At 63.8% G+C, this 13,821-nt stretch carries 14 protein-coding genes and 1 pseudogene; 7 read left to right on the forward strand and 8 right to left on the reverse strand.

All coding sequences use genetic code 11. The features are described from left to right. Nucleotides 1–280, forward strand: a pseudogene (locus ABX74_RS05930) (chromosome partitioning protein ParB); the annotation flags it as partial. Here the strand turns inward: ABX74_RS05930 and ABX74_RS05935 are convergent. Continuing rightward, a complete protein-coding gene (locus ABX74_RS05935) occupies nucleotides 273–1,379 on the reverse strand; it encodes a winged helix DNA-binding domain-containing protein (RefSeq protein ID WP_020908455.1) in 1,107 nt (368 codons plus the stop codon). The pseudogene ABX74_RS05930 and the gene ABX74_RS05935 sit on opposite strands and share 8 nt — an antisense overlap. Nucleotides 1,380–1,389: 10 nt before the next feature. Further along, on the reverse strand, nucleotides 1,390–2,655 hold the full coding sequence (locus ABX74_RS05940) for a sensor histidine kinase (protein WP_041816087.1): 1,266 nt from the start codon (nucleotides 2,653–2,655) through the stop codon (nucleotides 1,390–1,392). Nucleotides 2,656–2,781: 126 nt separating this feature from the next. On the opposite strand from ABX74_RS05940, the gene ABX74_RS05945 reads away from it, so the two are divergent. After that, the gene (locus ABX74_RS05945; RefSeq protein WP_223257844.1) at nucleotides 2,782–3,018 is read left to right on the forward strand and encodes a hypothetical protein; all 237 of its coding nucleotides are present in this window, start codon (nucleotides 2,782–2,784) and stop codon (nucleotides 3,016–3,018) included. 3 nt (nucleotides 3,019–3,021) lie between these two features. On the opposite strand, the gene ABX74_RS05950 is transcribed toward ABX74_RS05945, so the two are convergent. The 6 genes from ABX74_RS05950 to ABX74_RS05975 all read right to left on the reverse strand — a co-directional run bounded on the left by ABX74_RS05950 (nucleotide 3,022) and on the right by ABX74_RS05975 (nucleotide 9,117). Continuing rightward, nucleotides 3,022–4,191 (reverse strand): ABC transporter ATP-binding protein, encoded by a 1,170-nt coding sequence (locus ABX74_RS05950; protein WP_020908458.1) that lies wholly within the window; start codon nucleotides 4,189–4,191, stop codon nucleotides 3,022–3,024. A gap of 4 nt (nucleotides 4,192–4,195) precedes the next feature. After that, nucleotides 4,196–5,026 (reverse strand): carbohydrate ABC transporter permease, encoded by an 831-nt coding sequence (locus tag ABX74_RS05955; RefSeq protein WP_019749348.1) that lies wholly within the window; start codon nucleotides 5,024–5,026, stop codon nucleotides 4,196–4,198. A gap of 1 nt (nucleotide 5,027) precedes the next feature. Then, nucleotides 5,028–5,909, reverse strand: a complete 882-nt coding sequence (locus ABX74_RS05960; protein WP_044480569.1) for a carbohydrate ABC transporter permease — start codon at nucleotides 5,907–5,909, stop codon at nucleotides 5,028–5,030. A gap of 80 nt (nucleotides 5,910–5,989) precedes the next feature. Next, a complete protein-coding gene (locus ABX74_RS05965) occupies nucleotides 5,990–7,327 on the reverse strand; it encodes an ABC transporter substrate-binding protein (RefSeq protein WP_024487780.1) in 1,338 nt (445 codons plus the stop codon). Between the two features lie 226 nt (nucleotides 7,328–7,553). After that, the gene (locus ABX74_RS05970) at nucleotides 7,554–8,048 is read right to left on the reverse strand and encodes a general stress protein (protein ID WP_047888423.1); all 495 of its coding nucleotides are present in this window, start codon (nucleotides 8,046–8,048) and stop codon (nucleotides 7,554–7,556) included. Nucleotides 8,049–8,154: 106 nt separating this feature from the next. After that, a complete protein-coding gene (locus tag ABX74_RS05975; protein WP_020908461.1) occupies nucleotides 8,155–9,117 on the reverse strand; it encodes an HpcH/HpaI aldolase/citrate lyase family protein in 963 nt (320 codons plus the stop codon). A 72-nt stretch (nucleotides 9,118–9,189) separates the two neighbouring features. Between ABX74_RS05975 and ABX74_RS05980 the strand changes: the two genes are divergently transcribed. The 5 genes from ABX74_RS05980 to ABX74_RS06000 all read left to right on the forward strand — a co-directional run. After that, nucleotides 9,190–10,476 (forward strand): magnesium transporter MgtE N-terminal domain-containing protein, encoded by a 1,287-nt coding sequence (locus ABX74_RS05980; protein WP_019749352.1) that lies wholly within the window; start codon nucleotides 9,190–9,192, stop codon nucleotides 10,474–10,476. Beyond that, the gene (locus ABX74_RS05985) at nucleotides 10,473–11,015 is read left to right on the forward strand and encodes a DUF1003 domain-containing protein (RefSeq protein ID WP_003945067.1); all 543 of its coding nucleotides are present in this window, start codon (nucleotides 10,473–10,475) and stop codon (nucleotides 11,013–11,015) included. The genes ABX74_RS05980 and ABX74_RS05985 overlap by 4 nt, the downstream gene beginning before the upstream one ends. A 130-nt stretch (nucleotides 11,016–11,145) precedes the next feature. Then, entirely contained in the window at nucleotides 11,146–12,552 is a 1,407-nt protein-coding gene (locus ABX74_RS05990; RefSeq protein WP_050768611.1) for a lytic transglycosylase domain-containing protein, read from the forward strand. Between the two features lie 145 nt (nucleotides 12,553–12,697). Then, entirely contained in the window at nucleotides 12,698–13,561 is an 864-nt protein-coding gene (locus tag ABX74_RS05995) for a lytic transglycosylase domain-containing protein (RefSeq protein ID WP_003945171.1), read from the forward strand. A 24-nt stretch (nucleotides 13,562–13,585) separates the two neighbouring features. Beyond that, on the forward strand, nucleotides 13,586–13,821 hold a 236-nt coding region (locus ABX74_RS06000; protein ID WP_047888425.1), incomplete at its 3' end, for a metal-sulfur cluster assembly factor.

The raw sequence follows: 13,821 nt of genomic DNA on the forward strand, positions 1-13,821 counted from the left end.
ACTCAGTGAGTGCGTGGAGGCGTGGGGTTTTCGGCTCATGCAGGAAAAGGGTGAGTTCCTCGGCCGAGACACGGTCGCCCGGCGCTGGTTCGGCGAGGAGTTTCTCCCCGTCGTGCGAATGCTGAGGGGCGCCGACATGTTGCCCGAGCACACCGACGCCGAAGCGTACTTGTGGATCGCCCGGGAGCGGTACCGACTGGTGCGGCGGCACATGTGGAATGACGAGATCGTGGCCGAACTACGCGATCGAGCACCGCGAAAGCACAAGCCTGCTACGTAGCGACAGCGAACCGCACCTCTCGGGTCGGGATCTTCGGGTGCATGAACTTCAGCAACGAACGCGCTTCTTTCTCGATGGACGCGAGCGCGGTCTTCGGTTGCTGCGCAAACAGAGTCGCGCTCAACTCGACGGTCTCCTTGGCCGGCGTCACCGTCGCGAATCCCACCACCTTTCCGCGCACCAGGATGGCGGGCTTGATTATGCCGTTGACGGTGAAGACGCGAGTTCGATACTGCTCGTCCATGATTCGCGAGCGGTCGGCGTGCGAGAGCAGGATGTTGTCGAACGGAGCAAGGATTCTGACCGGCGGTGTTCCGGAGGTCGGTCGTGGCGCGTCCGGCAGGTCGAACACCTCGGCCCCTTTCGCGTTGACAAAGGTGATCAAGCCCGGACGTAGCCTCTCGAAGACTTCGGCGAGTCTCGTGAGCCCCGACCACGCTTGCGCATCCTTCACGCTCGCGGGCCCGAAGGCAGCCAGATAGCGCAGCACCATCGCGTCGGGATCTGCAGTTGAACTCACCTCTGCGCCAAGCCAATTCTCCAACGTCGTCAGTGCCGGTGCTCCGGATCGTCCCCACAGACCTCGCGGTGGGACCTGCACCATCGGCAGAAGCCCTCGAACTCCGTGCGCCAGTCCTTCGGCCGCGTGGCCGGGAAAGCGCTCTGCCAGTATCGGTCTCATCTGCATCTGAGTAAGCGGCCCGTCCGCTACCAGGTCACGCCCCGCCTGCGCCAGCGCGTCGAGATCCAACCCGGTGAGCGCCGCACGCTGAGTGCTGTTGGTGTGGAGATCGCGTTCCATGATCGTCTGAACCGTGGCCCGGAAGGGACCCGCATCGGCGGCCGAGAGGGCAAAGACCGTGCCCCGCATGGCAACCAGCCGCACCACCTGGCGCTTCTCGACAAGGGTGGAGAGGTCTTCTGCCGCAAAGTTCTTCAGCCGCGCCCACAGTGCCAGGTAGGGCGGATTCGGCGCCTGGGCCTGCAGACCTGCCAGGTGCTCGATCGCATCCAACGCGCTGACCTCGGCCCGCCGCAGCAGGAACTGCCGCGCCAGAGTCGCCAGGTTGAGCTCGCGATCGGTGATCAGTGCAGCCATCGACAACTCCTCAACGATCGTGGTCAGGGGCGGTGACGATCTCGAACGGTATCTCGACTCGCGCGAGGGTTCCGGACTCTTCACCCGGTCCGACCGAGAACGAGCCACCAGCGGCAACCACACGCAGTTCGTGCGAGAGCAGTCCGATGTGCCCGGCGGCCCGTCGTTGGGCAATCCGATCGGCGCTGATCCCCCGACCGTCGTCCGAGACCACGAGCACCGCACGGTGGTCCAGTCGTGCAAGCTCGATCCGGACGTTCTGCGCGCCGGCATGTTTGACGACGTTGCCCAGAAGCTCTCGAGTGGCGCCGAACAAGACCTCGTCGGCAGACGTGCGTAAATCGTCGTTCCAGCCCGAAGTGTCGACGTCGACCACCACTCCGCCGCGTCCCTGCGCCGAGCGCGCGAGGTCCCCGATCGCGCGGGCAAGGCCAACGTGGACGAGAACTGTGGGATGCAGTTCCGAGACGGACGATCTCAGCAGCGTTGTCGCTTCACCGAGCGCTTTCCCAGCTCGCGCCAATGCGACGGGTTCCGCACTGCCTGCCAATTCGTCGAGATCCATCCGCGCCGCGAGAACGTACTGGAGCGCCCCGTCGTGCAATTGCTCGGACAGTTCTGTGCGCTCACGCTGCTCGAGCCCCATGAGTTCGGCCAGAAGGCTCGTGCGATGCCCGACGAGGTGCCCGATGGTCAACACTCGTGATCTTTGAATCCGAGTCAATCCGATTGCGCCCGCACCCACCCCGGCCAAGGCCATGGTACTCAGCAGGATCGACGGCCACGGCTCGGAATTCGAAGTCATCGTTGCCCAACTGGAAGCAAAAAACACACCGATCGTGCAGGCAACGACGCCGACACACACGTCCGTCCGCAGTTGCGTACACGCAAGTACCGGAATGACGAAGAGCCCGTTGCTCAAGATGTCGGCGGTCCAACTCTGCTCGGCTGCGAGACCGGTCAGCAATGTCAGAGTTGCGAGCACGGCGAGGTCGACGAACAAGCCGAGCCAGATCATCGTCACCGGGCCGGTGCCGCCTTTGCGGATCCACAGCGCCACGGCTGCCGACCAGAGGGCATAGGCGCCCAGAATCGCGAAACACCATCCCGCGTCGTTCATCGGCGGGACGAAGATCAGTGTCAGGGCGATGAACAGCACCAGAGCGCCGCGCACCGTCAGTTGGAGGTACGCACCGCGGTAGGCGTGTTCGCGCATGATCCGTTCGAGGTCCGGGCCGCCGGGCAGGTGCTCGGTTCGTACCGAGGATTCGTTCATCTGTCCTCCTGTGCCGCCCATCCCAGTTCCCTGTGAATGAGCTTCGCACACGAGATTTCACAATCAACCCGCAATACCGTGAATGGCACAGCATTCACCGAACCTCGAAACCACGCAGGAGTGCTCATGATCTCGACCCGAGCAGGCAAGCGCCGCATCGCCACTCGATTTGCCGTCGCCGGCGCCCTGGCAGCGGCGCCGATCGCCGTGGTGGCCGGGACAGCGCAAGCCGCCCCGGCCTCCACCCATCACGAACAATTCGGCCGCCTGATCCCCCTACCCGAGCCGGCCGACGCAGCGCCCGGCCCCGAACAGGTACCGCTCCCCTGGGGCGCGACGTATTCGGTCACCTTGCCCGGGTAACGGTCACAGCAGCAGATTGGCTCCCGTACCGCCGTCGAACACTGCGATCTTGGCGGGATCGAACCACAGATCGATAGACCTGCCCTGGGCCACCGTGGACTCGGACGAGAGCCTGGCAACCAGTTGACCGCCACCAGCGACGGCCGTTCCCGAATCGGCGGCGAGTTCCTCGAGTTCACGAGAATTGACGGCGGGGCCACCAGCGAGGAAATACGCGTACTTGTCGGAACCCATCGATTCCAGCACGTCGACGTCGACGGTGAACGTCCCACCGTGTGGCTTCTGCGATGCATCGACCAGCGCCACGTCCTCGAAATGTTCCGGCCTGATACCGACCACGACGTCCTTGCCCGAGCCGCTGCCCGAGATCTTCGACTGCGCCGCCGCGGGCAGGCGAACATCGCCGATCGGCGTGCTGACGCCGTCCGCCGTCAACTGTCCGGGGAAGAAGTTCATGGACGGGGACCCGATGAACCCCGCCACGAACAGATTGTTCGGACGATCGTAGAGTTCCTGCGGCGCACCGATCTGTTGCACGATTCCGCCGCGCAGCACGACTACCCGATCGCCGAGCGTCATCGCCTCGGTCTGGTCGTGGGTCACGTAAATCGTTGTCGTACCGAGTCGCTGCTGCAGACGGGCGATCTCCGTCCTCATCTGCACGCGCAGTTTGGCGTCCAGGTTGGAAAGCGGCTCGTCCATGAGAAACGCCTTCGGGCTGCGCACGATTGCGCGTCCCATCGCGACACGCTGACGCTGACCGCCCGACAGGTTCGCCGGTTTGCGATCGAGATGCTGGGTGAGGTCGAGCACCCGCGCTGCGTCGTCGACCTTGGCGTTGATCTCGTCCTTGGACATCTTCGCCAAGGTCAGTGGGAACGCGATGTTCTGGCGCACCGTCATGTGCGGATACAGAGCATACGACTGGAACACCATCGCGATGTCGCGGTCCTTGGGGGCGCGTTCGTTGACGCGTTCACCCGCAATCCTCAGCTCGCCGGTCGAAATGTCTTCCAGCCCGGCAATCATGTTGAGAGTCGTGGATTTTCCACAACCGGAGGGGCCCACGAGAATGATGAATTCTCCGTCGGCGATGGTGATGTCGACATCACTGACCGCCTTGGCTCCGTCCGGGTACAGCTTGGTCACCTTGTCCAGCACGATCTCGGCCACAGGCTTATCCCTTCACTGCGCCGGAAGTAAGCCCGGCCACGATACGACGTTGGAAGAACAGAACAAAGATGATGATCGGAATGGTGATGACCATGGCGGCCGCGGCGATCGACCCGGTGGGCTCCTCGAATTGTGAAGCGCCGGTGAAGTTCGCGATGGCCGCAGGGGCGGTGATGGAGCGTTCGGTCGACGTCAACGAGATCGCGAACAACAGATCGTTCCAGCAGAAGATGAAAACCAAGATGCCCGCAGTGACGATACCGGGCGCGGCCAGTGGAGCCACCACCTTCCGGAACGCCTGACCCGGCGTCGCGCCGTCCATCTGAGCCGCCTTCTCGAGTTCCCACGGAATCTCTTTGAAGAACGCCGAGAGCGTATAGATCGCCAACGGCAACGCAAAGGTGATGTACGGCAGGATGAGTCCAGCCCAGGTGTCGAAGAGTCCGAGCCGTCGTTCGATGTCGAACAGCGGGCTCACCAATGAAATCTGCGGGAACATCGCGATCAGCAGTGCAACACCCACCAGCAGCTTCTTGCCCGGAAAATCCAGGCGCGCAATGGCGTACGCTGCCATGGTCCCGATCACCACGGCGATGACCGTCGAGATGAGTCCGATACCGATGGAGTTGATCAGAGCACTGGTGAAGGCGCTGGTGTCGAAGATTCCTCGGTAGTTGTCCAGGGTCCACTTCTCCGGAATGAACTTGCCGTCCTTGATCGTTCCGGCCGGTTTGAAGGACAGGCTGGCGATCCACAGGACGGGAACCAGCGCGTACAGCAAGACCAGAAGGTTGACGACGGACCAGCTGATCTTGAGTCTGGGAGTCACGGTCATGTCAGCGTCCTTCCGTATCGGATCCGGGAGCCGAAGCACCGAAAAGTTTGATGAAGATGAACGCGATCACGGCCACACACACGAAGATCAGCACGCTGATCGCGGATCCGATGCCCAGGTTGAACGCTTTGAACAGATTGTCGTAACCCAGAATCGACACCGACCCGGTGTCGTTCGCTCCCTTCGTGAGCACGTAGATGTTGTCGAAGATGCGGAACGCGTCGAGTGTGCGGAACAGCAGAGCGACGAGGATGGCGGGCTTCATCAGCGGAAGGATGATGCGTACCAACCGGGTCCACGCGCCGGCGCCGTCCACCTGAGCCGCCTTGAGAAGGTCGTCGGGCACGAGCGCCAAGCCGGCCAGCAGGAGCAGCGCCATGAACGGCGTCGTCTTCCAGACCTCGGCAAGGACGATGATCGCGAGCGACGGGATCTGGTCGGTGAGCGGCGCACTGCCGTCGGGCAGGAGATTGGCGAGGTAGCCGGTCCCCGGCGTCCACGCGTAGTACCAGCTGTATGCCGCCGCGACGGTGACGATGCCGTACGGGATGAGCACAACGGTGCGGACGAGCCCCTTGCCCACGATCGTTCGGTGCATCACCAGTGCGATGGTCAGTCCGAGAACGAACTCGATGACGACCGAGACGACAGTGATCGACGTCGTCACCGCGAACGCTTGCCACCAGTAACCGTCGGTCAGCACCGACACGTAGTTGTCGAACCACACGAACTTTCGTTGATCCGGGAAGCGCAGGTCGTAGCGCTGCAAACTCAGCCAAACGGCGTAGACCACCGGATATGCGGTCACCGCGATCATGAGAATCGCGGCCGGGGCCACCAACCAGAGACCGAGGCGACGCTCGGCCGCCTTTCCGTCCGACATCTTCGACTTCGCGGAGTGCTTCGACTCCGGCGAGGGCGTCGCGACTGTTGGTGCAGCTCCCGAATTTTCGCTGTCGATCGTCACGGAATCAGCCCCTCGGAATTGACTGCCTTGCGTACCTGCTCGGCAAGATCGTTCACGGTCGATTCCGGATCGATGTTTCCTACAGGGTTCAGCGTGGCAGTGATGAGCGTCGAAATACTCTGATAGGCAGGAGAAACCGGACGAACCGAAGCGGTGTCCAGGCTGTCGCGAACCTCACGCCACGCCGGGTACGCCTCCTGGAACGCCGGGTCGTCGTACAGGCTCTCGAGAGTCGGCGGAACGCCACCGGCTACCGCGTTGTTGCGCTGATTCTCCTCGTTACGCAGACAGGTGAGCGCCTCGAACGCGAGGTCCGGATGCTGGCTGGTCTTGGCCACCGCTACGTTGAAGCCGCCGATCGTGACCTCGGCCGGCTTACCCTCGATCACCGAGGGATACGGAGCGGCAAGGAAATTCCGTTCTCCGTTCACCGTGAGCACCGTGTTTCCGGTGTTCTCACTGGTGACGTTGCCCTTGTCGTCGATGTACGGCAGATCGCCCTTCTCGGCGTTCTCCATGATGCCGGGCAGCACGAACGGCCAGTTGACCTGGAAGGCAGATTTGCCGCTCTCCATACCCAATCGCGACGACGCTTCATCCCCCTGCGAGATCGAGGGATCCGCACCCTTCGCGGTAGCGACGCGCTTCATGACGGTCAGCGCCTGCTGGGCAGCATCACCGTCGGCCACCGTCACGGTTGTTCCGTCCGGCCCCACCACCGATCCGCCGGCACTGGCGAGAAGGGTGTTGAACCAGACCATCAATCCTTCGTACTGCTTGCCCTGCACACCGATCCAGCTGGGGCGCCCCTCCGCGGCCAGGCCTTCGGAGATGTCGATCATCTGATCCCAGGTTTGGGGTGGTTGCCCGTCCGGCATCAAATCCTTTCGATACCAGAGCAATTGGGTGTTGGTGTTCAATGGCGCCGCATAGAGCTGGTCCTGCCACTTCGCCGACTCCAGCGGACCCTCGAGAGTCCCGTTGCTGACCTCGGACGCCACGTCGTCAGGAAGCGGCAATGCCCATCCGGCTTCGGCGAATTCGGCAGTCCACACCACGTCGAGCGTCATCAGATCGAGCGACTTGTCATTACCGGTCAGACGCCGGGCCAACTGAAGTCGCTGGTCGTCGGCACCCTTGGGCAGAGTTTTCTGCTCGACCCGGTACGCGCCGTTCGACGCCGCCGAGCAATTGGCGGCGGCCTCCGCATACTGCTCGGCGCCGTCGGCGGCGGTGTAGAAGGACAGCACCACGCCGTCGTCATTGTCTGATCCACACGCACTGAGCAAGGGCGCCAACAACAATGTCGCCGCGCCGAGCAGCCCCACCCTCAATTTCTTCTTCTGCCCCGCCTGCAATCTCTTGTTCTGCACAGCCGTCCTCCTCGGGCGGCGAGACGGCGCAGTCGATTCGGCTGGCCGACGCACCACACATCGGCACTTTTGCCGGAGAAGGGACCTATTTCCTTGTCCGGCAAACGGTCACGGGAAGGAGTACTGCCTCGCCCGCGTGTACATAAAGTAACCGAGATCACACAAGTTGGCAGCCCGAGCGAGAATGTCAGATGGCGAGCTTGGCGAGCAGGTCGCGCGCAGACTCCGCCGTCTTGGGCTCACACAGTACGTCGTAACGTCCGGCGACCAACTGCATCGTCGAGGCGAAGTCCCGCTGCCCACGCGTCGCGGCGTACGGGATGGTCGTGGAGATGACACCGAAGATGATGCCGCCCACGATGCCCGCGATCAGCGGAGCGAGGAACCCGCCGGTGACGATTCCGAGCACCAGGCCGAAGAAGACACCGAGCCAGGCACCGGAGACGATGCCACCACCGATCACCTTGGCCCACGTCAACCGGCCGAGAACGCGCTCGACCTGCATCAGGTTCACGCCGACGATTGTGACGTCCTGAACCGGGAATTCTTGATCGGAGAGGTAATCGACTGCGCGCTGTGCCTCGGCGTAGGTGGGATACGACCCGATGGGCCATCCCGAAGGCGGTGTCGGCAACGCTACACGGCGCGACCCATTCGACGATTGACCGAGCGGATTGGACATGGCTGGCAGCGCTCCTCTTTTCGGGCACGTCATCCACGCGGATGACGCAAGTACATCTACCCCTATTGTGCCCTTTACAGACCTGATTCGTTCGGCTATGCGAGCGTCAGGCGTGTTCGGGCGGCGTGAATTCCGACGTGCGCGTCATCCCCGCGGCGCGGCCCTTGGCCGAAATCACCAGTGCCATCTTGCGACTCGCCTCGTCGATCATCTCGTCGCCGAGCATGACGGCGCCCCGCCCTCCTCCGGCGGCCGAGGTGTGGAACGCGTACGCGTCCAAGATGAGTTCTGCACGGTCGTAATCGGATTGGCGCGGACTGAACACCTCGTTGGCAGCCTCGATCTGCGTGGGATGCAGAACCCACTTGCCGTCGAAGCCGAGCGCTGCCGTCCGCGCCGCCGACCGAGTGAAAGCCTCGACGTCGCGAATCTGGAGGTACGGACCGTCGATCGCCTGGACGCCGTGTGCACGTGCGGCCATCAAGATGGTCATCAAGATGTGGTGATACGCGTCACCGCGGTCGTAACCGTCCGGTTGCTCACCGACGACCAGAGTTCGCATGTTCAAGCTCGCCATGAAGTCGGCCGGGCCGAACACGAGTGCCTCGACGCGGGGACTCGCGGTGGCGATCGCGTCGATGTTGGTCAAGCCGATCGCGTTCTCGATCTGCGGCTCGATTCCGATCTTGCCGACCTCGAGACCGTTGGCCTTCTCGACCTGCGTCAACAACAAATCGAGTGCCTGGACGTGACTCGCGTCGGGAACCTTGGGCAGCAGAATGGCGTCCAGATGCGCTCCGGCGCGGCCGACCACCTCCACGACGTCGGCATACGTCCATTCGGTCGTCCAGTCGTTGACCCGGACGACCTTGACCTGTTTGCCCCACCCGTCCTCGGCCAACGCGTCGCCGATCGACTCTCGTGCCGCCTGCTTCGCCAACGGCGCCACCGCGTCTTCGAGGTCGAGGAAGATCTCGTCGGCGGGCAATCCCTTCGCCTTGTCGATCATCTTCCGACTGCTGCCGGGAACTGCCAATACCGATCGACGGGAACGGTTGCGTGAAGTCATTGCGGACTGCCCTTCTCGATTTTCGGTGGCGCCGTTGCAGATTTTGACGCTGGACGAATTAGCCTTGCAATCATGGCAGCAGCAGGCAAGGTATTTGCAGCCAGGCTTGCCGGCCTGGTTGTACTCGGCCCGGACGGCGAATCGATCGGTCGTGTGCGCGACGTCGTCATCACGGTCCGTATCGGACGCCAGCAACCGCGGGTTCTCGGTCTGGTGATCGAAATGTTCACGCGCAAACGCATTTTCGTTCCGATGCTCCGCGTGACAGCCATCGAGCCGAGTGCGGTCACCCTGACCACGGGCAACGTCAGTTTGCGGCGCTTCAACCAGCGGCCGGGTGAAGTACTCGCGCTGGCGCAGGTACTCGATTCGCATGTGCGCGTGGACGACCCGGAACTCGAGGAGCTTCACGGCGTCGACACGATAGTCGTCGACCTCGGGATCGAATCGACGCGAACGCGAGACTGGGTCGTCTCGAAGGTCGCCGTTCGCGGCCATCGCGGACGCCTCGGTCGACGCGCGGCGATTCACATCGTCGACTGGCAGCACGTCGCCGGCCTCACCCAGAGCGATCTCTCGCTCCCCGGCCAGGGCGTAGCTCACCTCCTTCTGCAGTACGAAGGGATGCGACCCGCCGATGTGGCCAACGCCATGCGCGAACTGCCGGAGAAGCGCCGCCACGAACTGGCCGTGGCACTCGACGACGAACGCCTCGCCGACGTCGTGCAGGAACTGCCGGCGGACGACCAGACCGATCTGCTGATGCACCTGGAAGTCGAACGTGCCGCCGATCTACTCGAAGCGATGGATCCCGACGACGCCGCCGACCTGTTGGGCGAGCTGCCCGAGACCGAAGCCGAATCACTGTTGCAGTTGATGGACCCGCAGGATTCCGAACCTGTTCGACGCCTGCTCGAGCACTCCCCGGACACTGCCGGTGGTCTGATGACGCCCGAACCGGTGGTACTGACGGCCTCTACGACCGTCGCCGAGGCCCTTGCCCGCGCCCGCAACTACGACGTGACCCCGGCGCTGTCGAGCATGGTCTTCGTCGTACGTCCGCCGACGGCGACTCCGACCGGGCGGTATCTCGGCTGCGTCCACTTGCAGAAGCTTCTCCGCGAGCCTCCCGCCAGCCTGGTGGGCGGAATACTCGACACCGACATGCCCCGGTTGGCGCCGGACGACTCGCTGGCGTCGGTCACCCGATACTTCGCGACCTACAACTTGGTGTGCGGGCCGGTCGTGGACGACGAGAACCACCTGATCGGGGCCGTGACAGTCGACGACGTGCTCGATCACCTCCTGCCGGAAGACTGGCGTGAGGATTACTCCGACGACGAGGAACTACTCCGATGAGCGAACGGGCGTCGAGCACGACCGCACGGCAACGACTGGAAACGCCTCGCGGAAGCCGCCGGTTCAATCTCGATTTCGACGTCGAAGCTGTCGGGCGCGTCAGTGAACGCATCGCCCGCTTCCTCGGTACCGGGCGTTATCTCGCGATCCAGACGATCATCGTGATCGTCTGGATCCTGATCAACGTGTTCGCGGTGGCGCTGCAGTGGGACCCGTATCCGTTCATCCTGCTCAACCTCGCCTTCTCCACCCAGGCCGCCTACGCGGCGCCGCTGATCCTCCTGGCCCAGAATCGTCAGGAGAATCGCGACCGGGTCTCGCTCGAGGAGGACCGCTCACGCGCCGAGCAAACCAAAGCGGACACTGAATTCCTCGCTCGCGAACTCGCAGCGCTGCGCATCGCCGTCGGCGAGGTCGCCACCCGCGACTACCTGCGGCGGGAGCTCGAGGAGATCAAGTCGATCCTTGCCGCCGACGGCGAACCGACCCCGAAGAAGAAGCACCGTGACTCGAATACTGCGAAACAAAGTCACAACTAGCTGAGCGTTCGCTGAGTTTTGCTGCACGCACCGTGACCGATATGTAACGTAAGTCACAGCAGGATGGATTATCACGGTGGGTACTCCGAGGCGGGAGCACCAGCAAAGGGGAATCGTGCGAGTACGCGGAATGATTGCAGCATCCACACTGGTGGGGGGACTGCTTGTCGTAACAGGTCCAGCAGCCCTCACGGCCGGAAGCGCACCATCCGGCGGGTCGCAGGTCCCCATCGCCCTCGCAGGCTCCGCCTCCGTTGCGCAGCCGGACTCTGTCGACTTCCTCCCGACGCCCCGCACCGTCCGAACGCAACGATCGGCCCCACCCAGCGATACGGTCGCCGGCGCTCCGGCAGCGCCCAACGCTGCGGCCGTCGTCCTCACCTCTCTGGGCATCCCCGAGATCGTTCTGAACGCGTACCGCTCTGCAGAACTGGTGATGATGACCGAGGCGCCGGGCTGCGGCATCCCCTGGCATCTCCTGGCCGGCATCGGACGCATCGAATCCGGTCACGCCAACGGCGGCAAGACGACGTCGGTGGGTACGACGGTCACCCCGATCCTCGGCCCCGTCCTCGACGGACGGTTGGCAGGCAACGAAGTCATTCGGGACACCGACAAGGGCGCGATCGACGGCGACCCGACCCACGACCGCGCTGTCGGGCCGATGCAGTTCATTCCGGCCACCTGGGCCGGTTATGCCAGCGACGGCAACGGGGACGGAATCAAGGACCCCAACAACGTCTTCGATGCGGCGCTCTCGGCAGCGAAGTATCTCTGCAGCGGCGGACTCAACCTGCGCGATGTCGCCCAGGAGACCAAAGCTGTTCTGCGGTACAACAACTCGGCCGCCTACGCGGCAAACGTGATCATGTGGTCGACGGCATACAAGAACGGTGTCATTCCTTCCGGCCAGCTCCCGTACACCACCGGCATCAACACCGGCAGCTCGGCGATCAACGCCGCCGCCTCGGCAGACTCCGCCGCTTCGGCCGTTCTCGCCGCTGCTGCAGCTACCGACCCGGCGGCAGGCGACAAGGAATCTGCGTCGACGACTCCGACCACCACCCCCCCTCTCTTCCCAGGCCTGCCCGACATGCCCGCGCTCTCACCCGAGATCCAGGCACTGATCCCGCCGGGAGTAACGCCGACCAGCCCCACTCCGGGACCCAACGCCGCCCGGAACGCGGCTCCCGGTCCGATCATCCCGCTCCCCGTCCTCACCTCACGGGGTCTCGTCTGGCCGATTCTGACGGCTGAGGGATGGCGCTGGCCCGACGACATGTGCGTGATCCTTCCGGATCCAGCAGCACTCGACGCCTTGCAGGACGGCATCCTTCTGCCGTGCACGGTCCCAGGAATGGCAGTAGCCGCCACGGCACCCGCCACCACCGACGCAGCGCCCGCGGAATCTTCGCCGCCGGCTGCCCCGTCGCCTGAGCCCGCTCCGTCACCCGCACCGTCACCCGCACCGGAACCTGCCCCGGCTCCGGCATTCGCGCCGTTCTTCCCGGGCCTTCCCGGCATGCCCGCTCTGTAACCAAAAAATCACGAAAGAACAGTGCATATGCCCCAAACTGCCCTTCCAGATCACGGTTGAATAACGGAAGCGCAACAAATCAGGTAGCCTCGACTCCGTCAGTTGAACGGAAAACCTCCTCGCGGAGGTTCAGGAGGCATACACAGTGGGTCGGCACAGCAAGAAGACAGATTCGCACATCCGTCGAAATTCGGTCATCGCGCTCACCGGACTCATCCCTATCGGACTCGTCACCGCAGCCAACACGGCCGGCGCCGCTCCCAAGGTTCCGTTCTTCAACACCAGCTCCGCCGAAACGGTGGACACTGCCGCGCAAGCCACGCAGGAACCGCAAGCGCAGATTCTGCCCGCCGTCGAAGCAATCGCCGAGCCCGCTCCCGCCCCCGCGCCGGAACCCGCGCCGTTGGCTCCCGTGCAGGCGACTCCCCCGCTCCCAGCCTCCATGGCCGAGGGCGCACTCGGAATCCCGAGCGTGAGCGTCGCCGCATACCAGAACGCCGAGCGGATCCTCGCCGTCGAGAAGCCCAACTGCAACATGCACTGGACACTCCTGGCCGGTATCGGCCGCGTCGAATCCGGCCACGCCAACGACGGCAAGGACGCCGACGCGAACGGCAACCTCTACAAGCCCGTGATCGGCCTGCCACTCAACGGCAGCCTTCCCGGCCAGGCCGTCATCATGGACACCGACGGCGGCGCCCTCGACGGCGACACCGTCTACGATCGCGCAGTCGGCCCGATGCAGTTCATCCCGTCCACCTGGAACCAGTACGCCGGCGACGGCAACGGTGACGGAATCGCCGACCCCCAGAACCTTTTCGACTCCGCACTGACCACCGGCAAGTACCTGTGCGACGGCGGACTCAACATGCAGGACGTCACCCAGGTTGCCTCCGCGATCCACCGCTACAACAACTCGGCCGCCTACGTTGCCAACGTTCTGGCCTGGTCGCTCGGGTACTCCACCGGCATCGTGCCCGCCGCATCGGACCTGCCGCGCATCCACTGACCTACCTGGACTTACCATGGAGTCATGTCTGTACTGACCGAGTCCGACGTTCGCTCCGCGCTCGCGCGAGTTCTGGACCCAGAGATCCGCAAACCCATCACCGAGCTGGGGATGGTCAAGGGGATCTCCCTCTCCAGTGACAACAGCGTCGACATCGGCATCTATCTCACGACCGCCGGTTGCCCGATGCGCACCGAGATCACCGAACGCGTCACCAAGGCCGTCGCCGACGTCGCCGGGGTCGGTGCGATCCGCGTCGA

Source organism: Rhodococcus sp. ARP2, assembly GCF_001029585.1.
GTDB classification, from domain to species: domain Bacteria; phylum Actinomycetota; class Actinomycetes; order Mycobacteriales; family Mycobacteriaceae; genus Rhodococcus_F; species Rhodococcus_F erythropolis.

Bases quoted from the DNA above. Each gene is read 5' to 3' on its own strand.
- ABX74_RS05935 (WP_020908455.1), bottom strand. From the start codon at position 1,379: ATGGCTGCACTGATCACCGATCGCGAGCTCAACCTGGCGACTCTGGCG.
- ABX74_RS05940 (WP_041816087.1), bottom strand. From the start codon at position 2,655: ATGAACGAATCCTCGGTACGAACCGAGCACCTGCCCGGCGGCCCGGAC.
- ABX74_RS05945 (WP_223257844.1), top strand. From the start codon at position 2,782: ATGATCTCGACCCGAGCAGGCAAGCGCCGCATCGCCACTCGATTTGCC.
- ABX74_RS05955 (WP_019749348.1), bottom strand. From the start codon at position 5,026: ATGACCGTGACTCCCAGACTCAAGATCAGCTGGTCCGTCGTCAACCTT.
- ABX74_RS05960 (WP_044480569.1), bottom strand. From the start codon at position 5,909: ATGTCGGACGGAAAGGCGGCCGAGCGTCGCCTCGGTCTCTGGTTGGTG.
- ABX74_RS05970 (WP_047888423.1), bottom strand. From the start codon at position 8,048: ATGTCCAATCCGCTCGGTCAATCGTCGAATGGGTCGCGCCGTGTAGCG.
- ABX74_RS05975 (WP_020908461.1), bottom strand. From the start codon at position 9,117: ATGACTTCACGCAACCGTTCCCGTCGATCGGTATTGGCAGTTCCCGGC.
- ABX74_RS05980 (WP_019749352.1), top strand. From the start codon at position 9,190: ATGGCAGCAGCAGGCAAGGTATTTGCAGCCAGGCTTGCCGGCCTGGTT.
- ABX74_RS05985 (WP_003945067.1), top strand. From the start codon at position 10,473: ATGAGCGAACGGGCGTCGAGCACGACCGCACGGCAACGACTGGAAACG.
- ABX74_RS05990 (WP_050768611.1), top strand. From the start codon at position 11,146: ATGATTGCAGCATCCACACTGGTGGGGGGACTGCTTGTCGTAACAGGT.